At 73.6% G+C, this 22,069-nt stretch carries 19 protein-coding genes; 15 read left to right on the top strand and 4 right to left on the bottom strand.

All coding sequences use genetic code 11. The features are described 5' to 3' along the window. The first annotated feature begins 32 nt into the window (after positions 1 to 32). From VT50_RS20345 to VT50_RS20325, 5 genes are all read left to right on the top strand, one after another. Positions 33 to 1,076, top strand: coding sequence for a LacI family DNA-binding transcriptional regulator (locus VT50_RS20345; RefSeq protein WP_046089312.1), 1,044 nt, complete (start codon positions 33 to 35; stop codon positions 1,074 to 1,076). A 350-nt stretch (positions 1,077 to 1,426) separates the two neighbouring features. After that, positions 1,427 to 2,734 (top strand): extracellular solute-binding protein, encoded by a 1,308-nt coding sequence (locus tag VT50_RS20340; RefSeq protein ID WP_046089311.1) that lies wholly within the window; start codon positions 1,427 to 1,429, stop codon positions 2,732 to 2,734. Next, positions 2,734 to 3,678 carry a carbohydrate ABC transporter permease gene (locus VT50_RS20335; protein ID WP_046089310.1) on the top strand — a complete coding sequence of 315 codons (945 nt, stop codon included), beginning with the start codon at positions 2,734 to 2,736 and terminating at the stop codon, positions 3,676 to 3,678. The genes VT50_RS20340 and VT50_RS20335 overlap by 1 nt, the downstream gene beginning before the upstream one ends. Continuing rightward, positions 3,675 to 4,592 carry a carbohydrate ABC transporter permease gene (locus tag VT50_RS20330; protein WP_078840925.1) on the top strand — a complete coding sequence of 306 codons (918 nt, stop codon included), beginning with the start codon at positions 3,675 to 3,677 and terminating at the stop codon, positions 4,590 to 4,592. Before VT50_RS20335 ends, VT50_RS20330 begins: the two co-directional genes overlap by 4 nt. 65 nt (positions 4,593 to 4,657) lie before the next feature. Further along, on the top strand, positions 4,658 to 7,072 hold the full coding sequence (locus VT50_RS20325; protein ID WP_046089309.1) for a beta-xylosidase/alpha-l-arabinosidase: 2,415 nt from the start codon (positions 4,658 to 4,660) through the stop codon (positions 7,070 to 7,072). A 28-nt stretch (positions 7,073 to 7,100) separates the two neighbouring features. On the opposite strand, the gene VT50_RS20320 is transcribed toward VT50_RS20325, so the two are convergent. Then, positions 7,101 to 9,110, bottom strand: coding sequence for a hypothetical protein (locus tag VT50_RS20320; protein ID WP_046089308.1), 2,010 nt, complete (start codon positions 9,108 to 9,110; stop codon positions 7,101 to 7,103). A 108-nt stretch (positions 9,111 to 9,218) separates the two neighbouring features. Further along, positions 9,219 to 9,884, bottom strand: coding sequence for a TetR/AcrR family transcriptional regulator (locus VT50_RS20315; protein WP_046089307.1), 666 nt, complete (start codon positions 9,882 to 9,884; stop codon positions 9,219 to 9,221). A gap of 120 nt (positions 9,885 to 10,004) precedes the next feature. Between VT50_RS20315 and VT50_RS20310 the strand changes: the two genes are divergently transcribed. From VT50_RS20310 to VT50_RS20300, 3 genes are all read left to right on the top strand, one after another. Beyond that, a complete protein-coding gene (locus VT50_RS20310) occupies positions 10,005 to 11,420 on the top strand; it encodes an MFS transporter (protein ID WP_107424842.1) in 1,416 nt (471 codons plus the stop codon). Then, complete coding sequence (locus tag VT50_RS20305; RefSeq protein WP_046089305.1) at positions 11,417 to 11,806, top strand: cupin domain-containing protein; 390 nt, start codon at positions 11,417 to 11,419, stop codon at positions 11,804 to 11,806. Before VT50_RS20310 ends, VT50_RS20305 begins: the two co-directional genes overlap by 4 nt. 541 nt (positions 11,807 to 12,347) lie before the next feature. Then, the gene (locus tag VT50_RS20300) at positions 12,348 to 13,280 is read left to right on the top strand and encodes an oxidoreductase (protein ID WP_046089304.1); all 933 of its coding nucleotides are present in this window, start codon (positions 12,348 to 12,350) and stop codon (positions 13,278 to 13,280) included. A 64-nt stretch (positions 13,281 to 13,344) separates the two neighbouring features. Here VT50_RS20300 and VT50_RS20295 read toward each other — a convergent pair whose 3' ends face one another. After that, positions 13,345 to 14,346 (bottom strand): NADP-dependent oxidoreductase, encoded by a 1,002-nt coding sequence (locus VT50_RS20295; protein ID WP_046089303.1) that lies wholly within the window; start codon positions 14,344 to 14,346, stop codon positions 13,345 to 13,347. Between the two features lie 231 nt (positions 14,347 to 14,577). Between VT50_RS20295 and VT50_RS20290 the strand changes: the two genes are divergently transcribed. Together VT50_RS20290 and VT50_RS20285 are read left to right on the top strand one after the other, a co-directional pair. After that, positions 14,578 to 15,561 carry a GlxA family transcriptional regulator gene (locus VT50_RS20290; RefSeq protein ID WP_046089302.1) on the top strand — a complete coding sequence of 328 codons (984 nt, stop codon included), beginning with the start codon at positions 14,578 to 14,580 and terminating at the stop codon, positions 15,559 to 15,561. A 163-nt stretch (positions 15,562 to 15,724) separates the two neighbouring features. Next, a complete protein-coding gene (locus tag VT50_RS20285) occupies positions 15,725 to 16,543 on the top strand; it encodes a putative protein N(5)-glutamine methyltransferase (protein ID WP_079343863.1) in 819 nt (272 codons plus the stop codon). Between the two features lie 506 nt (positions 16,544 to 17,049). Here the strand turns inward: VT50_RS20285 and VT50_RS20280 are convergent. Then, positions 17,050 to 17,490: a MarR family winged helix-turn-helix transcriptional regulator gene (locus VT50_RS20280; protein ID WP_046089001.1), complete on the bottom strand. Its 441-nt coding sequence runs from the start codon at positions 17,488 to 17,490 to the stop codon at positions 17,050 to 17,052. Positions 17,491 to 17,726: 236 nt separating this feature from the next. On the opposite strand from VT50_RS20280, the gene VT50_RS20275 reads away from it, so the two are divergent. Genes VT50_RS20275 through pcaG form a run of 5 tightly spaced genes read left to right on the top strand, consistent with a single transcriptional unit; the run spans position 17,727 to position 22,046 of the window. Then, positions 17,727 to 18,551, top strand: coding sequence for a CoA transferase subunit A (locus VT50_RS20275; protein WP_046089000.1), 825 nt, complete (start codon positions 17,727 to 17,729; stop codon positions 18,549 to 18,551). Beyond that, entirely contained in the window at positions 18,548 to 19,399 is an 852-nt protein-coding gene (locus tag VT50_RS20270) for a CoA-transferase subunit beta (protein WP_046088999.1), read from the top strand. The genes VT50_RS20275 and VT50_RS20270 overlap by 4 nt, the downstream gene beginning before the upstream one ends. Beyond that, the gene (locus VT50_RS20265) at positions 19,396 to 20,628 is read left to right on the top strand and encodes a thiolase family protein (RefSeq protein ID WP_046088998.1); all 1,233 of its coding nucleotides are present in this window, start codon (positions 19,396 to 19,398) and stop codon (positions 20,626 to 20,628) included. The genes VT50_RS20270 and VT50_RS20265 overlap by 4 nt, the downstream gene beginning before the upstream one ends. Before the next feature lie 6 nt (positions 20,629 to 20,634). Continuing rightward, positions 20,635 to 21,402 (top strand): protocatechuate 3,4-dioxygenase subunit beta, encoded by a 768-nt coding sequence (pcaH, locus tag VT50_RS20260; RefSeq protein ID WP_046088997.1) that lies wholly within the window; start codon positions 20,635 to 20,637, stop codon positions 21,400 to 21,402. Next, the gene (gene pcaG, locus VT50_RS20255; RefSeq protein ID WP_078840896.1) at positions 21,402 to 22,046 is read left to right on the top strand and encodes a protocatechuate 3,4-dioxygenase subunit alpha; all 645 of its coding nucleotides are present in this window, start codon (positions 21,402 to 21,404) and stop codon (positions 22,044 to 22,046) included. The genes pcaH and pcaG overlap by 1 nt, the downstream gene beginning before the upstream one ends. The last annotated feature ends 23 nt before the right edge of the window (positions 22,047 to 22,069 follow it).

Genomic DNA, 22,069 nt, shown 5'->3' with positions numbered 1-22,069 from the left:
GGGGGTGGCTCCCGTCAACGGAGGAGGCGGTCATGGCTACGGAGAGCAGGGGCACCGAGGACGGCACTCGGCCCAAGGTGACGATCACGGCCATCGCCCAGGAGGCCGGGGTGTCGGTGCCCACGGTCTCCCGGGTGGTCAACGGCCGTTCGGACGTCTCGCCCGAGACCCGGGCCCGGGTCGAGGACCTGCTGCGGCTCCACGGCTACCGCCGCCGCCAGAGCGCGCCCGGCCACCGCGCCGCGCTGGTGGACCTGGTCTTCAACGACCTGGACAGCCCCTGGGCGGTGGAGATCATCCGGGGCGTGGAGGACGTCGCGCACCGGGACGGGGTGGGCACGGTGGTCTCGGCGATCCACGGCCGCGCGGGCTCGGCTCGGCAGTGGCTGAAGAACCTGCGGGCCCGCGCCTCGGACGGGGTGATCCTGGTGACGTCCGTACTGGAGCCGGTGGTCCACGAGGAGCTGCGGCGGCTGAACGTGCCGATCGTGGTGGTCGACCCGGCCGGTTCCCCGGCGCTGGACGCGCCCACCGTGGGGGCCACCAACTGGGCGGGCGGCATGGCCGCCACCGAACACCTGCTGGGCCTCGGCCACCGCCGGATCGGGCTGATCGCCGGTCCGGCGCGGCTGCTGTGCAGCCGCGCCCGGCTGGACGGCCACCGCGCGGCGCTGGAGGCGGCGGGGGTGCCGTTCGACCCGGCGCTGGTGGCGCAGGGCGACTTCTACCACGAGTCCGGTTTCCACGGCTGCGACCAGTTGATGTCCGGACCCACCCCGCCGACCGCCATCTTCGCGTCCAGCGACCAGATGGCGCTGGGGGCGATCGAGGCGCTGCGGCGGCGGGGGCTGCGGGTTCCGGAGGACGTGAGCATCGTCGGCTTCGACGACCTCCCCGAGGTCCGCTGGTCGGCGCCGCCCCTGACGACGGTGCGCCAACCGCTCGCGGACATGGGGAAGCTGGCCGCCCGTACGGTGTTGCGGCAGGCGCGGGGCGAGGAGATCGAGTCCCCGAGGGTCGAGCTGGCCACCCAACTGGTCACCCGCGCCAGCACCACCCAACCCTCCGGGGGCTGACCCCAGGCCCAGCTCGCCGGGGCTGGTCCCACCGCGTGCCGCGCGCCGAGGGTTGATCCCCCACTCCGCCCCTTCCCGAAACGGGGGCTCCGCCCCCGGCCCCGGACGCCCTTCGGGCGTGTCCTCAATCGCCGGACGGGCTGGAAAATCCAGCCCGTCCGGCGATTGAGGACGGGGGTCCGGGGCGGAGCCCCCGCGTTGGGGGCCGGGGAGGCCCCCGGTTCGGGAAGGGGCGGGGTGGGGGAACAGAAGCCAGCTCACTGCCGGAGACCTTGACACCGCATCAGCGCCCCCCTACCTTCCACGCAACCACTTCCGAGAATTATCGGGCTACTTCCGGAAGGAAGACGATGCGCATACCTCGGTCAAGGTCCACCCTCCGCGCGTCCACCCTCACAGCAGCCGTGCTGCTGTTCGCAACCGCGCTCACCGGCTGCGGAAGCGGCGGCCCCGGGGGTTCGGACGACGGCTCCCTCGATGTCTGGGTCTACCAGGACGCCTCGACCAAGGTGCAGCGCGAGGTCATCAAGCGGTTCAACAAGACCTCCGACATCAAGGCGAAGCTCACCGAGGTGCCCGGTGAGGGCTACTCGGACAAGATGCGCACCTCCATGGGCACCCCCAACGCCCCGGACGTCTTCTTCAACTGGGGCGGCGGCAGCATCAGCGACTTCGTGAGGAAGGACATGCTGCTGGACCTGGACCCGGCGATCGCCAAGGACCCGGAGCTGAAGAAGGCGTTCATCCCCACGATCCTCGACGCGGGCGCGATCGACGGGAAGCACTACGGGATCCCCATGCGCGGAATGCAGCCGGTGATCCTCTTCTACAACAAGGAGGTCTTCGAAGACGCCGGGGCCAGCCCCCCTGAGTCCTGGGACGACCTGCTGGGGCTCATCGACACGTTCAAGGGCGCGGGCGTCACGCCGTTCGCGCTGGCCGGCACCGATGCCTGGACCGAGCTGATGTGGGTGGAGTACCTGGTGGACCGCTACGGCGGGGCCGGGGTGTTCCGGAAGGTCCAGAGCCGGGGCATGGCGGCGTGGGACGACCCGGCGGTGCTCAAGGCCGCGCAGACGGTCAGGGACCTGGTCGGCCGGGGCGCGTTCGGCAAGAACTACAAGTCGGTCAACTACACCGCCGACGGAGCCTCGACGCTCTTCGCCAAGGGCAAGGCGGCCATGCATCTGATGGGCAGCTGGGAGTACGCCAACCAGAAGGCCAACCAGCCCGCGTTCGCCAAGTCGGGGCTGGGCTGGACCACCTTCCCCGCGGTGCCGGGCGGCAGCGGTGACCCCAGGAGCGTCGTCGGCAACCCGACCAACTACTGGTCGGTCAACGCCAAGCTGAAGGGCGACGAGCGGAAGACCGCCATCGAGTTCGTGAAGTTCGCGGCGGGGCAGGACTACTCCAAGGACCTCATCGCCAACGGGGACGTCCCCACCACCTCCGACGCCGCCGCCCTGCTCGCCGAGCACGAGAACCCCGACTACGCGCGGTTCCAGTACGACCTGGTCAAGCGGGCCCCCGACTTCACGCTCTCCTGGGACCAGGCGCTGCCCGCCACGTACACCCCGCCGCTGCAGACCGCCGTGCAGAAGCTGTTCAACGGGCAGCTCAGCCCGGCCGGGTTCGTCGACGCCCTGAAGGGCATGTGATGGCGGACGCCGCGCCGACCCGCGCGCGGCGCCCGGCGCGCCAGCCCCGCCGAAGCGTCGGACGGGCCGGGGTCGGGCGGCCCGGCGTCGTCTGGGCCCTGCCCGGCGCGCTGTTCTTCGTCTTCTTCGCCGTGGCGCCGATGCTCCTGGTCGGCGCCCTCGCCTTCACCGACTGGGACGGCATCGGCACCCCGAGCTGGACCGGGATGAGCAACTGGTCCCGGCTCTGGGACGACCCGGAGACCCATCAGGCCATCCGGCTCAGCCTGGTGCTGACCGTGCTGACCTGGGTGTTCCAGACCCCGCTCGCCCTGCTGCTGGGCGTGTGGGCCGCCGGGCGGCAGCGCAACCGTGCCGTGCTGTCGGCCGTCTTCTTCCTGCCGCTGCTCGGCTCCTCCGTGGCGCTCGCGCTGGTCTGGAAGTCGCTGCTCGACCCCAACTTCGGTCTGGTCGCCGACATCGGGCCCGCCCTGGGCTTCGCGGACGGCGATCTGCTCGGCAGCTCCAACGGCGCCTTCGGGGCGATCCTCTTCGTCACCGCCTGGCAGTTCATCCCGCTGCACACGCTGATCTACCAGGGCGGTGCCCGCGCCATCCCGCGCTCGCTCTACGACGCGGCCGCGATCGACGGCGCCGGGACCGTACGGCAGTTCTTCTCGATCACCCTGCCCCAGCTGCGCAACACCGTCGTCACCTCCTCGGTGATCATGGTGGTGGGCGCGCTGACCTTCTTCGACACCGTGCTGATCCTCACCAAGGGCGGTCCCGGCACGGACACCACGATCGTGCCGTACCTGATGTACAAGAACGGCTTCCAGGCGTTCGACCTCGGCTACGCCAGTGCGGTCGCCACCATCCTCGTCTTCGTCGCCACCACCGTCTCGCTGCTGCTGGTGCGGCTCACCGGCTTCGCCGCGATGCGCAGCACCCGGGAGGGGATGTGACCGAGGTCCTGCACGACCGCAAGAACCACCCCCCGAACGGCGTCCGTACGCCGAAGAAGACCCCGGCGGCCCCTCGCCCCCGCCTCAGCCGCCGGGGTCTGCCCCGCGCCAACTACCCGGCCGGGCTCGGCGCCCTGATCTGGCTCGGCATCGTCGGACTGCCGCTGTACGTCCTGGTGGCCACCACCTTCCAGACCCGCGACGGCTATATCGACGACGGCCCGCTGGCCCTGCCCGACCATCCGACGCTCACCAACTACCGGCGGGTGCTGCGCTCCGACTTCCTCTCCTACCTCCTCAACACCGCGCTGGTCACGGCCGTGTGCGCGGCGATCGTGATCACGCTGTCGGTGACCGTCGGCTACACCGTCGTCCGCGCCCGGGGCCGCGCCTCCCGCCGGATCTTCCAGATCTTCCTGCTGGGTCTCGCGATCCCCTCCCAGGCGGTGGTGATCCCGGTCTATCTGGTCATCACCAAGCTCCAGCTGTACGACACCCTGCTCGCGGTGATCCTGCCGACGGCCGCGTTCTCCCTCCCGGTCAGCGTGCTGGTCCTGGTCGGCACGATGCGCGACATCGACGAGGAGCTGTACGAGTCGATGGCACTGGACGGGGCGAGCCCGACCCGGGTGCTGCTCCAGCTCGTGGTGCCGCTGTCGCGGTCCGCAATCTCCACGGTCGGGGTGATGTCGGCCCTGCACGCCTGGAACGGCTTCCTCTTCCCGCTGCTGCTCACCCAGTCCAAGGGCAACCGGCTGCTGACCCTGGGGCTGTACGACTACGTGGGCGAGTTCCGGGTGGACACCCCGGCGCTGCTCACCGCCGTGGTGCTCTCCATCGTCCCGATCTTCCTGGTCTATCTCTTCGCCCGCCGTCAGCTGATCAGTGGGCTGATGGGCGTGGGCGGCAAATAGGCCCCACCGGTGGCCCGCCCGGCCGTTCTCCCGCCCCCGCCGTCCTCCCCCCGACAAGGAGCTTCATGCCTCAGCCCTGGCAGGACACCTCCCTCTCCGCCGAGGACCGCGCGGCGGCCCTGCTCTCCTCGATGACGCTGGAGGAGAAGCTGGCCCAACTCGTCGGCGTATGGCCGGGATCCGAGGCCGAGGAGGGTGGGGACGTCGCCCCGCTCCAGCACGAGGTGTCCGAGGCCGTGGACCTCGACGGCCTCCTCCCATACGGCATCGGCCAACTGACCCGCCCCTTCGGCACCTCCCCCGTCGAACCGGCCGAGGCCGCCGCCGCGCTGGCCCGCCTCCAGGCCCGGATCGCCGCCGGGAACCGCTTCGGAATCCCGGCGCTGGCCCACGAGGAGTGTCTGACCGGCTTCTTCGCCTGGCGCGCCACCGTCTTCCCCACCCCGCTCGCCTGGGGCGCGTCCTTCGATCCCGCGCTGGTGGGGCGGGCGGCCGAGCTGATCGGCGGTTCGCTGCGGTCGGCCGGTATCCACCAGGGTCTGGCCCCGGTGCTGGACGTGGTGCGGGACGCGCGCTGGGGCCGTACCGAGGAGTCCATCGGCGAGGACCCGTACCTCGTCGCGACCATCGGCACCGCGTACGTCCGCGGGCTGGAGTCCGCCGGGATCGTCGCCACCCTCAAGCACTTCGCGGGCTACGCCGCCTCCCGGGGCGGCCGCAACCACGCACCGGTCTCCATCGGGCCACGGGAACTCGCCGATGTCATCCTGCCGCCCTTCGAGCTCGCGGTGCGGGACGGCGGCGCGCGGTCGGTCATGCACTCCTACAACGATCTCGACGGTGTGCCCTCGGCCGCAAATCCCTGGCTGCTGACCGAACTGCTCCGCGACACCTGGGGCTTCACCGGCACCGTCGTCGCCGACTACTTCGGGGTGTCCTTCCTGGAGCTGGCCCACCGGGTGGCCGCCACCCGGGGCGGCGCGGCCGGGCTCGCCCTGGCGGCCGGTGTGGACGTGGAGCTGCCCGCGGTGCGCTGCTTCGGCACCCCGCTGCGGGAGGCGGTACGGGCCGGGGAGGTGGACGGGGCGCTGGTGGACCGGGCGGCGCTGCGGGTGCTGCGGCAGAAGTGCGAGCTGGGGCTGCTGGACGCGGACTGGTCGCCGGTGCCGTCGGCGCTCGCGGGAGCGGCGGACTCCGTGGGGGCCGTGGGCTCCGTGGAGGCCGTGGGCTCCGTGGAGGCCGTGGGCTCCGCAGACCCCGTCGATCTCGACCCACCGGAGATGCGGGCCCTCGCGCGGGAGCTGGCCGAGGAGTCGGTGGTACTGCTCGCCGACGACGGCGATGTGCTGCCGCTCGCGCCGGACGCCCGGATCGCGGTGGTCGGCCCGCTCGCCGACGACCCGGCCGCCATGCTCGGCTGCTACACCTTCCCCCGCCACGTCGGGGTGGACCACCCCGAACTGCCCCTGGGCATCGAGGTGCCGACGCTCCTCGCCGCGCTGCGCGCCGAGCTGCCCGGTGCACGGATCACCCATGCCGAGGGGTGCGCCGCGCCCGGCCCGGCCACATCCACCGGGTCCGCCGGGTCCGCCGAGAGCCGACTGGCGCGGGCGGCGCGTACGGCGGCGGACGCGGATGTGTGCGTCGCGGTGCTGGGCGACCGCTCGGGCCTGTTCGGCCGGGGCACCTCGGGCGAGGGCTGTGACGCCGCCGACCTCGAACTCCCCGGTGAGCAGGGGGCGTTGCTCGACGCCCTGGTGGCCACCGGCACCCCCGTGGTGCTGGTGCTGTTCACCGGGCGGCCGTACGCCCTCGGCCGCTGGTCGCGCCTGCTGGCCGCCGCCGTGCAGACGTTCTTCCCCGGGGAGGAGGGCGGCCCGGCGGTCGCCGGGGTGCTCAGCGGGCGCGTCAACCCCTCGGGCCGGCTGCCGGTGAGCGTCCCGTACGGGCCCGGCGGCCAGCCCTGGACGTATGCCCAGCCGCCGCTCGGGCTGGGCGGCGACGCCAGCTCGAGCGACCCGACCCCGCTGTTCCCGTTCGGCCATGGGCTGTCCTACACCTCGTTCGCCTGGGAGCGCCCGGAGGCCGACGCGGCCGAGGTGCCGACCGACGGGGAGACCACGGTCCGGCTGACCGTGCGCAACACCGGTGACCGGGCCGGGACGGAGGTCGTCCAGCTCTACCTCCACGATCCGGTGGCCCGTACCGCCCGGCCGGTGTCCCGGCTGACCGGCTACGCACGGGTGCCGCTGCGGCCGGGCGAGTCCGCCGAGGTCCACTTCGCCTTCCACGCCGACCTCGCCTCGTATCCGCTGGGCGCCGATGGCAGACGGGTGGTGGATCCGGGCGCCCTGGAGCTGCGGCTGGCCTCCTCCAGCGCCGAGTCCGACGTGCGGCACACCGTGCCGCTGACGCTGACCGGGCCGGAGCGCACGGTGGACCACCGGCGGCGGATGGTGTGCGAGGTGCGGGTGAAGTAGGCGCCCCGGGGATGCGCTGGGGGGCGGTTCAAACCGGCCCCTCGCCCTTCTCCACCAGCGACCAGGCGTGGGCGAACAGTTCGGGCAGGGTGCGGGTGGGCAGCGGGAGCGGATTCTCCAGCCGACGGTTGTAGGAACGGCGCAGCCCGATCAGCTCCGCCTTCCACGCCTCCATGGGCTGGTACGGCTTCTTGGCGTGGATCCACTCGCCGGGCAGGAAGAGCTGACGGCCCGCCCGGGGGCGCTTGTCCTCGATGACGAGGCCGCGCTCGACCAACGTGGCGGCGGCCTTCTGGTGCCGGGCGGTCCGCCACCCGTTCCAGGTGCGGACGTTGCGGTCGGTCGGCGCGGGCAGGGCCAGCAGCTGGAGGTGGAGCGCCGCCGCGTCCTCATCGAGGCCGAGCGCGTCGGCGACCCGGGCCACCAGGTCGGGCGCGGAGGCCGCCGGGTTGGACTCGTACGCCCCGGCCGGCAGCGACCCGCTCTCGACCCGCTCGACGATGCGCGCGCAGACCGGGCCGCGCACCCACTCGACCAAGGGCAGATCCTCCCGGCCGGAGCCGGAGCCGGAGGCGAGGGCCGCGAGGGCCCGGGAGCGCTCGTCGTCGCCGTAGAACGCGGGGCGGAAGTGCACCCTGGGCGGGGAGCGGTGGCCCCTGCGGTCCACCGCGCCGTCGGTGATGACGGTGAGCCCGTCGTCGATGCTCGCCACGTCCAGCCGCTCGGGGCCCGCATACGGCCGGAACCCGAACCGCTCCTGGAGCTCGGCGACCGTACGCTCCGGACCGGCGGGGCGCCCGGCGCCCAGGAGCAGCCCCGGGTGGTCCAGCCGCTCGAGGAGCAGCCGTACCAGTCCCGGCAGCCCCTCGCGGACCGGGTCACCGGCGGGGAGCTCGCCGTAGACCAGGGCCAGGTGCGGCACGAGGGAGTGCAGACGGTCCTCGAACCGCATGATGTCCCACCGGGCGTCGGTGACCAGCGGGCCGTGCTCGCTGTTCATGATCCAGGTGTCGAGGGGCGCGCTGAGCCCGGGTTCGGCGGCGGGGTTGGTGAACGCCGCGCAGAACTCGGCCGCCGAGAGGCGCGGCAACCGCAGCTCCACGACCGCCTTGAGGGTGCGCTCGGGCACCACGGCCCGCTGGCCGCGCCGCGCCTGCCACGCGTCGGCGAGCCGCTCCGCCACCCCGCGCATCCCGTCCGGCTCCCACAGCCCGGCCGGGTCCTCGGGCAGCACGTCCGCGAGCAGGTCCAGCCGCTCCGGCGCGGTCAGCCGGGCCAGTTCGGACGCGCCGTCCTCGGCCTCGGCCGCCTTCAGCCGCAGCGTCGCCCGCTCGTCGGCGTCCAGGAACGGGACGTACATCCGCTCAAGGAGCCCGGCGAGCGCGAGGGACGCGGCGGGGCGCCCCATGCCGGTGCGCTCCCGCAGCAGGGCGACGGCCTCCTGGTCCCACGGGGCCGGGCCCCGCTCGCGGACCAGCGCCACCAGCCGCCGCAGCTGTTCGGGGCTCCCCCAGCCGCGCGGCACCTCCCCCACCTCTTCGATCTCCCCCAGGCTGGGCGGCTCCGCGTCCCCCGTCCGCAGCTCGACGAACCGGCGCCGCCCCTCACGGCTCCACCCGACGCTGACGGCCGCCCCGCGCCCGTCGCGCACCGCCGACCGCTCGGTGACCACGATCCCGGTGCGCAGCCGGGCGACCGGATCGGCGAACGGGCTCTCCGCCCACATCTCCAGCAGCGCCAGCTGCCGCTCGCGCCGCTCGGGGCGGGTGGACGCGACGGCGGCCCGGAGCGCGACGGCCCCGATCCGCCCGATGAACCGCACCCAGGACCCTTCCCCGGCGATCCCGGGTCCGTCCTCGCCCCCGGGTCCGTCCTCGCCCCCGGGGCGGGGCGGATCCCACGCCCCGGTCAGGAACCGGCCCGTACGGTCCATGCAGGCCAGCGTCCCGGTCCGCCACATCCCCATGCCCTCGATGAGCCCGCCGAGCGCGGGCACCACGCGCTGGTCGTCCACCGCCGCCCAGGCACCGTCCGTCATCGGCCCTCCCCCGTCTCCCCCGTCGCACACGCCATGGAGGGATCATCGCTCACGGGTCCGACAGCGGCCCCCGCCACACCACCTCCGGCGGGCCCGTGCACCCGGCGGTCAGCTGGCCAACAGGCCGTCCACCAGGGCGCGGAGCCCGTCCCGGTAGGTGTCCTCGGCGGTCAGCTCGGCCCAGCGGCCCGACAGCCGCGCCAGGCGCGGGAGCTCGCCGGGGTCGAGATCCGCGAAGACCCGTTCCCGGTAGGTCGGCTGGTCGTCCGTCGCGCGCCGCCGGGCCGCTGTCGCCCGGACCAGGATCTCCCCGGCGGTGTAGTACCAGATCGCGCGGTAGCCGTGCACGGCCCGCTCGGGCGTCAGCCCGCACTCGACCAGGTTGTCCACGATCTGTTCGACGAACCACAGGGCGGTGGTGGACATCAGGTCATCGGCGGTCAGCACCTCCACGATCCAGGGACAGGCCGCCAGCACATCGTGGATCGCGGCAGCGGCGACGACGACCCGTTCGCGCGGCTGGTCGGGCAGCGCGGGCCGGTGCAGCGTCCGCTCGGCGTAGTCGTTCAGCAGCAGGAGGAGCAGTTCCTCCTTGCCGCGGACGTGGTGGTAGAGCGCCATCGGCGTACTGCCGACCTCCTGGGCGAGCCGCCGCATGGTCAGCCGGTCCGCGCCCTCCTCGGTCACGATCCGGCGGGCCGTCCCGATGATGTCTTCCCGGGAGATACGGGCAGGTCGGCCGGGTGTCTTGCGCGGCGCTGAGGAGTGCGACATGGCCTCATCATCCACCAGGTCTCGACATCGGCAAGGAGCTTCCGCTATTTTTCTTACATGTATAGAAACCAAATCGTGGACCCAGTGGCGGGCCCACACCCCCCACGGCCCCGCCCCGGTGTGGTGCTGGCCGCCGCGGCCGTCACGCAATTCGTCGTCGCGCTGGACATGGCGGTGGTGAACGTCGCGCTCTCGGCGATCCGGGCCGATCTGGGCTTCGCACCGCTCGACCTGTCGTGGGTCGTGCATGTCTACGCGCTCACCTTCGGCGGCTTCCTGCTGCTGGGCGGCCGGACCTGCGACCTCTACGGCCGGCGCCGGCTGCTCCTGCTGGGCCTGGGCGTCTTCGGGCTGTGCTCGCTGGCGGGCGGACTGGCCCAGGCTCCCTGGCAGTTGATCGCCGCCCGCGCCGGACAGGGCCTGGGCGCCGCCGCGGCCGCCCCGGCCGCGCTGGCGCTGCTGACCACCACCTTCACCGAGGGCCCACGCCGGGTCCGGGCGCTCGGCGTGTGGAGCGCCACGAACGCCGCGGGCGGCGCGTTGGGGGTGCTGGCGGGCGGTCTGCTCACCGAGTACGCGGGCTGGCGCTGGGTGATGCTGATCAACCTGCCCATCGTGGCGGCGGCGCTCGCGCTGATCGCCGCCGTACCCGCCGAGGGACGGCCCGCCCGGCGAGAGAAGCCGGACGTGCTCGGCGCGGTCCTTGCCACCGGCGGAATCGGACTCCTGGTGCTCGGCGTCGTCCGCACCGACACCCACGGCTGGGGCTCCCCCGCCACCCTGGGCACGCTCTTCGCCGCGGCCGTGTCCCTGACCGCCTTCGCCTTCGTCGAATCGCGGGCGCCCGCGCCCCTGTTGCGGCTGGCCCTGCTGCGCAGCCGCTGGGTCGCGGGCGCGAACGTGCTGGTGTTCCTGGCGGCGGCCGGGCAGTTCACCGCGTTCTACTTCGTCTCCCTGTATATGCAGCAGGTCCTCGGCATGAGCGCCGCCGCGACGGGCACCGGATTCCTGCCCTTCTCCGTGGGCCTGGTGGCGGGCACGGCCGTCGCGACCCGTATCACCGCGGCCCGCTCCCCCCGCGCGTCCCTGGTGCCCGGCGCCCTGCTGGCCGCGGCGGGGCTGGCCTGGTTCGCCCTCATCAGCCCCGACGGAGGCTTCCTTACGGATGTCCTCGGCCCGTCGCTCCTCACCAGCGTCGGCGCCGGACTGGTGCTGGCCCCGGTCGCCGCCGCCGCGACCACCGGAGTCGCACCCCACGAGGCCGGGATGGCCTCCGGCGTCCTCAACAGCTCACGCCAACTCGGCGGCTGCATCGGCCTGGCGGCCCTGGCCACCGTCGCGGCCCACCGCACCGGCACGGCCACCGACCCCGCCGCGCTGGGCGACGGCTACGCCCTGGGGCTGGCCGTCACCGCCGCCCTCTTCGTCCTCGCGGCGGCCGTGGCGATCGTCGCCCTCCCCCGCCACCGGGCCACCCAGCCCGAGCCGCGCCCCACCACCTCCACGGACCCCCAACTGGAAGGAACCGCGTCATGACCACCCACCCCATCGACCTGTTCTCCTCGGCGCTGCACATCCACCTGGACGGTGAAGTCCGCGCCGCGGAACGGCAGATGACGTCAAGCGACTCCGGCGCCTGGCAGGTCGCGACGTTCCACGTCGAGACCGACGCGGACGTCCACGCCGACCACTGGGAGCAGCACCCCGAGGCCGAGGAGGCGGTCTGCTGCCTGACCGGCGGCGTGCGCCTGTACTTCCGCCCCACCGACCCCGACGACGCCGAAGAGATGGTGCGGCTCCCGGCGGGGCACGCCGTGATCGTCCCCCGCGGCCGCTGGCACCGCCTGCGGCTGGACGCCCCGAGCGACCTGATGACGATCACCCTCCGCCAGGGCACTCGCCTAGAGAAGCGCACCCCCTGAAGCCCGCGCCCCACGGAGCCGATTCCCCGGCAGGCGCGGCACCCCTCTGGCCGTGGGCCCTATGGGGGTGTCCGGCGGGCCACGCGGCGAAGCCTCAGATCGTTCTTTGGCCGGTGCCGATGCCGAACGGCAGGAGTGGGGTGCCTTCTGGAAATCGCTTGATGTATGAGTTGCGCCAGATCAAGTACTTTCCGGAGGGGTACCGGGAGGGACGGAGTCGAGTGCGGCGTTGGACCACCGAAACACCTCCCGGCGTGGCCCTGCATCGCACTTACCGGGCTCTTCCCCCACCACGCCCGCCTGCCCCGCTGCTCCATTGCGCCGGAGGCGCGGGACGGCGCCGCGCCCGACCGGGCCGGGCAGCCCCTCAGCGGCGCCGCGTACCGCTGGGCGGCGCTGCCCACGCCCAGCGGCAAGGGCGTCTGGTCCGAGTGCGGGCCCGCGCACCTCGCACCTTCGGCACCCGGCCCTTAGGCTGTCGCCGCACACAGGGGCTACCGGCGCGTAGCGCACACCGCGACGGACCGCGAAGGAGCGCGTGATGAAGGGCTGGACCGCGAGCGACATCCCCGATCAGACCGGCCGCACCGCCGTCGTGACCGGTGCCAACAGCGGGCTCGGCCTCGTCACCGCACGGGAGTTGGCCCGGCGCGGCGCGCATGTGGTGCTCGGGTGCCGTAGCGAGAAGCGGGGGGCCGAGGCCGCGGAGCGGATCCGGGCGCGGGCGCCGGGCGCGCGGGTGGAGGTCGCGCGGCTGGACCTCGCGGACCTGGCGTCCGTACGGGCCTTCGCGGCCGGGCACAAGGGCGACCGGCTCGATCTGCTGATCAACAACGCGGGGGTGATGGCCCTCCCGCACCGCAGGACCGCCGATGGCTTCGAGACGCAGTTCGGCGTCAACCACCTGGGGCACTTCGCGCTGACCGGGCTGCTGCTGCCGAAGCTGCTTGCGGCGGGCCCGGGGGCGCGGGTGGTCACCGTCTCCAGCTTTATGCACATCCTGGGGACGGTGGACCCGCGCGATCCGAACATGGAGCGGGGGTACCGGCGTTGGGTCGCCTACGCCCGCTCCAAGTCCGCCAATCTCCTCTTCACCCATGAGCTCGCCCAACGGCTGGGCGCGGCGGACGCCCGCCTGGTGGCCGCCGCCGCGCACCCCGGCTACGCGGCGACCAACCTCATGTCCGCCGCGCCGAAGATGGAGGGGCACCGGGCGAAGGAGCGGTTCATGGAGATCGGCAACCGCTACTTCGCGCAGAGCCCGGAGCGGGGCGCGCTCCCCGTGCTGTACGCGGCGACCGGGCCTGATGTGCGTCAGGACGACTTCTTCGGCCCGCCGCTCCAGGGGCTGTGGCGCAGCTCCCCCGTCCGCTCGGCCCGCGCCACGTGGACGCGCGACGACGCGGCGGGGCGGGGGCTGTGGGCAGCGTCCGAGCGGCTGACGGGGGTGCGGTACGTGGCGCTCGCGGGCTGAGTCGCCTCGACCGCATCGACCGCTTCCGTCGCTTCCGCCGCCGCCCCGGATGAGCCGTTCCGTCTCAGCGCACGGTGATGACCAGCTTGCCCGTGGTGCGGCCGGTCTCCCCCTGGACGTGGGCCCGGGCGCCCTCGGCGAGGGGGAAGGTACCGGAGACATGGGCGCGGAGCCTGCCCCGCTCGACGAGTCCGGCGATGGCGCGCATCCCGGCCTGGTCGTGCTCGACGAGCAGGGTGACGGCGCGGACCCGCGCCTTCTCCGCCGCGGCCCGGGTGTCCTCGGCGCCCGGCAGCAGGGAGACGAGGACACCGCCGGGGCGCAGCACCCCCACGGAACGGGTGGCGGTCTCCCCGCCGAGGGTGTCGAGGACGACGTCGTAGCGCTCCTCGGTGTCGGTGAAGTCCTCGGAGCGGTGGTCGACGCAGACATCCGCGCCGAGCTCGCGCAGGAAGTCATGCTTGGGGGCGCTCGCCGTCCCGGTGACATGCGCGCCGCGCTCCTTGGCGAGCTGTACGGCGAGATGGCCGACGCCGCCCGCAGCGGCGTGGATCAGCGCCCGTTGCCCGGCCCGGAGGCCCGCGGTCTCCACGAGGGCCTGCCAGGCGGTGAGCGCGGCCAGTGGCAGAGCGGCCGCCTGGACGTGGTCGATTCCGGCGGGCTTGGCGGCGAAGGCGCGGGTGGGGCCGGTCACGTACTCGGCGTGGGAACCGGCCCCGTACGGGTAGGGCAGCATGCCGAACACCTCGTCACCGGGCTGGAAGAGGGTGACGCCGAAGCCGGTCTCCACCACGGTGCCGGAGACGTCCCAGCCGAGGGTCAGCGGCGGGGGCGGCAGGAAGATGCTCAGGGCGCGGTGCTTGAAGTCCGTGGGGTTGAGTCCGGCCGCGTGCACGGCGACGAGGATCTCCCCGGGGCCGGGCGCGGGCCGCGGAAGCTCGGTCAGCCGCAGCACCTCGGGGCCGCCGAGGGCCGTCTGGTGCAGGGCGAGCATCACGGGGGCGCCGCCCGGGGTGGCCGCCGTCGCCGAGGAGTCGAGGTCTTCAGGGGTGTCCGTCGAAGTCATGCCTCGATCCTGGCCGTACGGTCCGTCCTGGACGATGGCCAGAAGGTCAGCCTCCGATACATTCCTGCCATGGCCATCGCCCCCGCCGCCCGCCGCGTTCCCCGAGCCCAAACCACTCCGCGCCCCCGCCCCGCGCCCGCCGCGTCCGCCACGTCTACCGCGTCCACCCCGTCTGCGGCTCCATCCCGGGCCCGTGACGTCGCCGAGCGCGCCGCCCGGCTGGACCGGCTGATGCACCCGGACCCGCGGCCCGGCGCGCACAAGGTCGTCGTCCTCGCCCTCGACGGCGTCTACCCCTTCGAACTCGGCATCCCGCACCGGGTCCTGGGGTCCGCCGACGGCCGCTACGAGGTGCTGTCCGCGAGCGCGGACGGGCGGCCCGTGCGGACCGACTCCGACCTGACCGTCACCCCCGCGCACGGCCCCGAGGTGCTGGCCGAGGCGGACACCCTGGTCATCCCGCCGTACGCGATCTCCCGGGCCTCGGCCGCCGCCCCGGACCCGCAGGCCCTCGCCGCCCTGGCCCGCGTCCGCCCCGGCGCCCGTCTGGTGTCCATCTGCACCGGCGCCTTCCTGCTCGCCGCCGCCGGGCTCCTGGACGGGCGCCGGGCCACCACCCACTGGGCGCTCAGCGACCACTTCCGGGAGCTGTTCCCCCGGGTCGAGCTCGACGCCGGGGTGCTCTTCGTCGACCACGGTGACGTACTGACTTCGGCCGGGGCCGCGAGCGGTGTCGACGTCTGTCTGCACCTGGTGCGCCAGGACCACGGCAGCGAGGTGGCCAACCAGGTCGCCCGCTGCTGTGTCGTACCGCCGTACCGGGACGGCGGACAGGCGCAGTACATCGAACGTCCGCTGCCGCCGACGGGCGGAACCAGCACCGGGCCGACCCGCGACTGGGCGCTCCAACGGCTGGAACTCCCGCTGACGCTGGACGAGTTGGCCGCGCACGCGGCGATGAGCACCCGCACCTTCGCCCGGCGCTTCCGGGAGGAGACCGGGCTGAGCCCCGGCCGCTGGCTGACCCAGCAGCGGCTGCGGCGGGCGCGGCACCTGCTGGAGTCCAGCGACCTGCCGGTGGAACGGGTCGCCCACGAGGTCGGCTTCGCCACCGCCACCTCCCTGCGGCGGCATCTGGCGGCGGAGGCGGGGGTCGCCCCGTCGGCGTACCGGCGCACCTTCCGCGCCCCCTTCCGCACCCCCGGTACCTCGTGACCGCCGCGCCGCCGGGGCATCGGGTACTGTGGCCCCACCCGTACGCACCGAGGAGGTGAGACCCATCAAGGCCAGTTCAGGCTGGGTGCTCGCCGTGACGTACGACGCGGCATAGCCGACCGGCGGGAGCGCCCCGGGCATCCCGAAGGGTTTTCCGCTCTCCATGTCGTCTTCGTCGCCACCTGTCACCTTTTCCGCCGTCGTCGCCAGGCTCCGCGCCGCCGGGTGCGTATTCGCCGAGGACGAGGCGCGGCTGATCCTTTCCGCAGGCCACGGTGGCGCCGAGGCGGCCGAAGCGGCCGAGATCGACGCCATGGTGGACCGGCGCGCCGCCGGGCTGCCGCTGGAGCATGTGCTGGGCTGGGCGGAGTTCCGGGGGCTTCGCATATCCATCGACGCCGGGGTCTTCGTACCGCGCCGGCGCACCGAATTCCTCATCGAGCGGGCCGTGCCGCTGACCCGCCCCGGGGCCGCCGTGGTCGATCTGTGCTGCGGCTCGGGCGCGCTGGGCGCCGCGCTGGCCTCGGCGGCCCCGGGCGAGGTGGAGCTGTACGCGACCGATATCGACCCGGTCGCGGTGCGCTGCGCGCGGCGCAACGTCGGGGCGGCGGGCGGCACGGTGTACGAGGGCGACCTCTACGAACCGCTGCCCGCAGCGCTGCGCGGCCGCGTGGACGTCCTGCTGGCCAACGTCCCGTACGTGCCCACCGAGGAGGTCGGCCTGCTGCCGCCGGAGGCCCGGGTCCACGAGGCGCGCGTGGCGCTGGACGGCGGGGCGGACGGGCTGGACGTCCTGCGCCGGGTGACCGCCGGGGCGGGCGACTGGCTGACCCCGGGCGGCTCGCTGCTCTTCGAGACGAGCGGGCGGCAGGCGCGGACGGCGATGGCCATCGTGGCGGAGAGCGGGTTGGAGCCAGGGCTGGCCGAATGCGACGAGCTGGACGCCACGGTCATCATCGGCACCAGCCCCTCGCCCACTTAGCCGCCTACGGCGGTCTGCCCCCGCCCCGCCCCTCCCCGAAACTGGGGCCCCAGCCCCCGACGACGCCCCGGAAGCGCGCGGACGCCCGCCGCGCTGCGCTTCCCCGCCCCGCCCCTTCCCGATACCAGGGGCTCCGCCCCCGGACCCCGCATCTGGCGCGAAGCGCCACCACGCGGCGGAGCCGCATACCGACGCTGCGGGAAGGCCCAGTGCCCCGGCCCGCGTGAGGGGACGGATGCCTCCGTCCAGGGTCAGGAGCGGAGCCCCAGGCTCGACGTCTCGGCCAGCGCCCCCGGGCCGGGGTCGCGGCAGCGCCCCCGGCCCGGGGTCTGGGGCGGAGCCCCAGATGTGGGAAGGGGCGGGGAGGGGAGTGGCCCGCCGCAGGCGTCGCAATCCGTTGGACCTTCAGGGGCCGCCCAGGCGGGGTTCGCGCCCCCGGGTCCGGCAGCGGTGCGGCCGGAGCGGCGCCCCCTTGCTCGCCCCGCGCGCCTAGTCGCCCGCGGGGCCTACGCGCGCAGTTCCTCCGCCGCGTCCGTGACGCGGGCGATCAGGCGGAGTAGGGTCTTCCGCTCCTCCTCGTCCAGTGGGGCCAGGAAGACCCGGTTCATCCGGGACGTCCGGGTGACCAGCTTGCGGTGGACGCGGGCGCCCTCCTCCGTCAGGCGCAGGACGTTGCGGCGGCCGTCGTTCGGGTCGCGTACGCGTTCCAGCAGGCCGCGGCGGGCCAGCCGGGCGACCAGGTCGGCGATGGTGGAGCGGTCCAGGTGGACATGTTCGCTCAGCGTCCGCTGGTCGATGTCCGGCTTCTCGATCAGCGCGTTGACCACCGCGAACTGCGGCGACGTGGTCTCCTCGGAGACCATCGCGCCCCACAGCAGGGCGTGCGCCTGCTGGAAGCGGCGGGCCAGATGCCCGGGGTGCGTGTTCAGATCGACCGCGCCGCCCATGCCCTGCCTCCCGGCTGCTTCCCTGCTGCTCGGTTGCCCAGCTGCCTGCTCAGCTACTCAACCGCTGCATCTCTTATTACTCCGTGCACTGAGCGATTCTGCCCTGTGGAAGACCCCATGTCGAGAGGCCGACATAAGACCTAGACTCCCTTGACGGGCGCGCCAGCCAATGGCACCGTGCGAAACCGGCACCATATTAGTCAGCATACTGAGCATCCCGACCCCGCGGAGTGACGATGGCCGACATCCGAAGCCTGCAGGACGCCGTGGCGGACCTCGTCCACGACGGGGACACCGTCGCGATGGAGGGATTCACCCACCTGATCCCGTACGCCGCCGCGCACGAGGTCATCCGCCAGGGCATCACCGACCTCACCCTCGTCCGGATGACCCCGGACGTCATCTACGACCAGCTCATCGGCGCCGGACTCGTCCGCAAGCTGGTGTTCTCCTGGGGTGGCAACCCCGGCGTGGGCTCGCTGCACCGCTTCCGTGACGCCGTCGAGAACGGCTGGCCCCGGCCGCTGGAGCTGGACGAGCACAGCCACGCGGGCATGGCGAACCGCTATGTGGCGGGCGCGTCCAAGCTGCCGTTCGCCGTGTTGCGCGGCTATCGCGGCAGCGACATCCCGACCCGTACGGACACCGTCTCCACCGTCGTCTGCCCCTTCACCGGCGAGGAGCTGGCCGCCGTCGCGGCGCTCAACCCGGACGTCACCGTCATCCACGCCCAACAGGCCGACCGGGCGGGCAATGTGCAGATGTGGGGGCTGACCGGGGTGCAGAAGGAGGCGGCGCTCGCGGCGGACCGGGTGCTGGTGACCGTGGAGGAGGTCGTCGAGGAGCTGCGGCCGCGCCCCGGCGGGATCGTCCTGCCGACGTGGGTGGTCGACGCGGTGTCCGTCGTCCCCAGTGGCGCCCACCCCTCCTACGCCACCGGGTACTCGACCCGTGACAACGACTTCTACCAGGCATGGGACCCGATCGCCCGCGACCGCGAGGCGTTCCTGACGTGGATCGAGGAGCACGTGCGCGACAGCGAGGGAGCACTCACCCGATGACCGCGACCCCCGCAGGGACGACGGGATCCACGGCAGGGACAAGGGACTTCACATCCGACGAGCTGATGGAGGTCAACGCCGCCCGCGCGCTCGCCGACGCCACCACCTGCTTCGTCGGCATCGGCCTCCCCAGCACCGCCGCCAACCTGGCCCGCGCCACCGTCAACCCCGGCCTCGTGCTCATCTACGAGTCCGGCACCATCGGCTCCAAGCCCACCCGGCTCCCGCTGTCCATCGGCGACGGCGAACTCGCCGAGACGGCCGACGCGGTGGTCCCGGTGCCGGAGGTGTTCAACTACTGGCTCCAGGGCGGCCGGATCGACGTCGGCTTCCTCGGCGCCGCCCAGGTCGACCGCTACGCCAACATCAACACCACCGTCGTGGACCGCGGCCCGGACCGGCCCGAGGGCCGCCTCCCCGGCGCGGGCGGCGCCCCCGAGATCGCCTCCAACTGCGGCAAGGTGCTCATGGTGCTGCGCCACTCCACCCGCAACTTCGTGGAGCGGCTGGACTTCGTGACGACCCTGGGCCACGGCGGCGGCCCCGGCGACCGTAAGAAGCTCGGCATGCCGGGCGCGGGCCCCACCGCCGTCATCACCGACCTGGGCGTGCTGCGCCCCGACCCGGCCACCGCGGAACTGGTGCTCACCGAAGTGCACCCGGACGTCACCGTGGAGCGGGTACGGGCCGCCACCGGCTGGGAGCTGACCGTCGCCGACACCGTGGGCACCACCGAGCCGCCCACCCCCCGCGAGCTGGCGGCGCTGCGCGCCCTCAAAGCCGCCGGGAAGCCCGGGACGTCCGGGAAGCCCGAGACATCCGGGAAGCCCGGGAAGGAGACCCGATGACCACCCCGCGTACCCCGCGTACCTCAAGTGACATCTGTCGTGACGTCTATATCGTCGATGCCGTCCGCACCCCCATCGGCCGTTACGGCGGTGCCCTGGCCGGAGTGCGCCCCGACGACCTGGCCGCCCATGTGGTGCGCGGCCTGCTCGCCCGCACCCCCGCCCTGGACCCGGCGCGCATCGACGACGTCTACTTCGGCAACGCCAACGGCGCGGGCGAGGAGAACCGCGATGTCGCCCGCATGGCCGTGCTGCTGGCCGGGCTGCCCGTCACCGTGCCCGGCGCGACCGTCAACCGGCTCTGCGCCTCGGGCCTGGAGGCCGTGCTGCAGGCCGCCCGCGCGATCGCGGTCGGCGACGCGCACATCGCCCTCGCGGGCGGTGTGGAGTCGATGAGCCGCGCCCCCTGGGTGCTGCCCAAGCCCGAGCGCGCCTTCCCCGCCGGGCATCAGCAGCTGTACTCCACGACCCTCGGCTGGCGGATGACCAACCCGGACATGCCGCCCGAGTGGACCGTCGCCCTCGGCGAGGGCGCCGAGCTGATCGCCGACAAGCACGGCATCACCCGCGAGGCACAGGACGCGTTCGCGCTCGCCAGCCATGAGCGGGCTGCGCGGGCGTGGAAGGACGGGGCGTACGACGCCGAGGTGCTGCCGTACCCGGACACCGAGCTGGTCCGGGACGAGTCGATCCGCGAGACCACGTCGACCGAGGCCCTGGCCAAGCTCAAGCCCGCCTTCCGCAAGCCCGGCGGCACCGTCACCGCGGGCAACGCCTCGCCTCTCAACGACGGCGCCGCCGCGCTGCTGCTCGTCGACGAGGAGGGGCTGAAGGCCACCGGACGCGAGCCCCTGGCCCGGATCGGCGCCTCGGCCGTGACCGGTATCGACCCGCGGTACTTCGGGCTCGGCCCGGTCGAGGCCGTACGCCGCGCCCTCGCCAAGGCGGGCCGCTCGTTCGCCGATCTGGCCACCCTCGAACTCAACGAGGCGTTCGCCGCACAGGTGCTGGGCTGCCTCGCCGAGTGGTCGGCCGAGAACCCCGGCTTCGACCCCGGCATCGTCAACCCGCGCGGCGGCGCCATCGCCATCGGCCATCCGCTCGGCGCCTCCGGCGCCCGGCTCGCCGGGGCCGTCGCCCACCAGCTCGCGGCCCGCGGCTCGGGAACGGGCCTGGCCACCTTGTGCATCGGCGTCGGCCAGGGCCTCGCCCTCGTCCTGGAGAGGTGATCAGACATGGCTCTCACCCAGTCCGACATCGACGGCGAACTCGCGCGCGTACGGGAGTCGTACGACAAGGCGCGCGCCGAGGGCGCGCCCGCCGCCGACCACCCGCCGCGCGACTTCCCCCCGTACCGCAGCAGTGTGCTGCGCCACCCCAAGCAGCCGCTGGTCGCGGTGCACGGCGACCCGGAGACCGTGGAGCTGCACACCCCGGTCTTCGGCCACACCGACATCACCGCGATCGACAACGACCTCACAGTGCAGCACCAGGGCGAGCCGCTGGGCGAGCGGATCACCGTCTCCGGACGGCTCCTGGACAGCCGGGGCCGCCCGGTCCATGGGCAGCTCATCGAGCTGTGGCAGGCCAACGCCTCGGGCCGCTACGCCCATCTGCGCGATCAGCACCCCGCACCGCTCGACCCCAACTTCACCGGTGTGGGGCGGACGTTGACCGGTGACGACGGTTCGTACCACTTCACCACCATCAAGCCGGGGGCGTATCCGTGGCGCAACCACGAGAACGCCTGGCGCCCCGCGCATCTCCACTTCTCCGTCTTCGGCGCGGCGTTCACCCAGCGGCTGGTCACCCAGATGTACTTCCCCGGCGATCCGCTCTTCGCCTACGACCCGATCCTGCAGTCGGTGACGGAACCGGCGGCGCGGGAGCGGCTGGTCGCGACGTACGACCACGCGCTGTCGCGGCCGGAGTGGTCGCTGGGCTACCGCTGGGACATCGTGCTGGACGGGCCGTCCGCCACCTGGATCGAGGAGGGCCGCTGATGAGCAAGAGGCTCACACCCGAGCAGGGGCCCGCCCCCGCGCAAGCGCTCGCACCCGCCGAGGGGCTGGCGCCCACCCCCTCCCACACCGTGGGCCCCTTCTACGGCTACGCCCTGCCCTTCCCCGGCGGCGGCGAGATGGCCCCGGCGGGCCACCCCGGCGCCATCACGCTCCATGGATACGTACGCGACGGCGAGGGCGCCCCCGTCCCGGACGCGCTGATCGAGCTGTGGCAGGCGGGCCCGGACGGCTCACTGGCCGGGGCGGGCGGGTCGATGCGGCGCGACCCGGTGACCGGCGGCTTCCTCGGACGCAATGGCGTGGACTTCACCGGTTTCGGCCGCGTCGCCACCGATGCGGACGGCCACTGGACGGCCCGTACGCTGCCGCCGGGCGGCCCGGCCGCGCCCGCCGCCCCGTACATCAGCGTGTGCGTCCACGCCCGGGGGCTGCTGCACCACCTCTTCACCCGGGTGTACTTCCCCGAGAACGCCGAGGCCAACGCCGCCGACCCGCTGCTCGCCTCGCTGGATCCGGCGCGCCGCGAGACGCTGGTGGCGACGGCGGCGTCCCCGCCGGGCACCTATCGCTTCGACATCCGCCTGCAGGGCGAAGGGGAGACGGTTTTCCTTGAGTTCCGCTAGTCCTGGTACTCCCGACAGCGAGG

This window comes from Streptomyces antioxidans, assembly GCF_000968685.2.
Classification (GTDB): domain Bacteria; phylum Actinomycetota; class Actinomycetes; order Streptomycetales; family Streptomycetaceae; genus Streptomyces; species Streptomyces antioxidans.
The sequence above is the reverse complement of the archived record's forward strand: the minus strand, read 5'-3'. Positions and strand labels throughout refer to the sequence as shown.

Excerpts from the sequence above, each read along its gene's own strand:
- VT50_RS20340 (WP_046089311.1), top strand. The coding sequence starts at position 1,427 with ATGCGCATACCTCGGTCAAGGTCCACCCTCCGCGCGTCCACCCTCACA.
- VT50_RS20265 (WP_046088998.1), top strand. The coding sequence starts at position 19,396 with ATGACCACCCCGCGTACCCCGCGTACCTCAAGTGACATCTGTCGTGAC.
- VT50_RS20335 (WP_046089310.1), top strand. The coding sequence starts at position 2,734 with ATGGCGGACGCCGCGCCGACCCGCGCGCGGCGCCCGGCGCGCCAGCCC.
- VT50_RS20315 (WP_046089307.1), bottom strand. The coding sequence starts at position 9,884 with ATGTCGCACTCCTCAGCGCCGCGCAAGACACCCGGCCGACCTGCCCGT.
- VT50_RS20295 (WP_046089303.1), bottom strand. The coding sequence starts at position 14,346 with ATGACTTCGACGGACACCCCTGAAGACCTCGACTCCTCGGCGACGGCG.
- VT50_RS20280 (WP_046089001.1), bottom strand. The coding sequence starts at position 17,490 with ATGGGCGGCGCGGTCGATCTGAACACGCACCCCGGGCATCTGGCCCGC.
- VT50_RS20275 (WP_046089000.1), top strand. The coding sequence starts at position 17,727 with ATGGCCGACATCCGAAGCCTGCAGGACGCCGTGGCGGACCTCGTCCAC.
- pcaG (WP_078840896.1), top strand. The coding sequence starts at position 21,402 with ATGAGCAAGAGGCTCACACCCGAGCAGGGGCCCGCCCCCGCGCAAGCG.
- VT50_RS20300 (WP_046089304.1), top strand. The coding sequence starts at position 12,348 with ATGAAGGGCTGGACCGCGAGCGACATCCCCGATCAGACCGGCCGCACC.
- VT50_RS20305 (WP_046089305.1), top strand. The coding sequence starts at position 11,417 with ATGACCACCCACCCCATCGACCTGTTCTCCTCGGCGCTGCACATCCAC.
- VT50_RS20290 (WP_046089302.1), top strand. The coding sequence starts at position 14,578 with ATGCACCCGGACCCGCGGCCCGGCGCGCACAAGGTCGTCGTCCTCGCC.
- VT50_RS20345 (WP_046089312.1), top strand. The coding sequence starts at position 33 with ATGGCTACGGAGAGCAGGGGCACCGAGGACGGCACTCGGCCCAAGGTG.
- VT50_RS20270 (WP_046088999.1), top strand. The coding sequence starts at position 18,548 with ATGACCGCGACCCCCGCAGGGACGACGGGATCCACGGCAGGGACAAGG.
- VT50_RS20320 (WP_046089308.1), bottom strand. The coding sequence starts at position 9,110 with ATGACGGACGGTGCCTGGGCGGCGGTGGACGACCAGCGCGTGGTGCCC.
- VT50_RS20325 (WP_046089309.1), top strand. The coding sequence starts at position 4,658 with ATGCCTCAGCCCTGGCAGGACACCTCCCTCTCCGCCGAGGACCGCGCG.
- VT50_RS20285 (WP_079343863.1), top strand. The coding sequence starts at position 15,725 with ATGTCGTCTTCGTCGCCACCTGTCACCTTTTCCGCCGTCGTCGCCAGG.
- pcaH (WP_046088997.1), top strand. The coding sequence starts at position 20,635 with ATGGCTCTCACCCAGTCCGACATCGACGGCGAACTCGCGCGCGTACGG.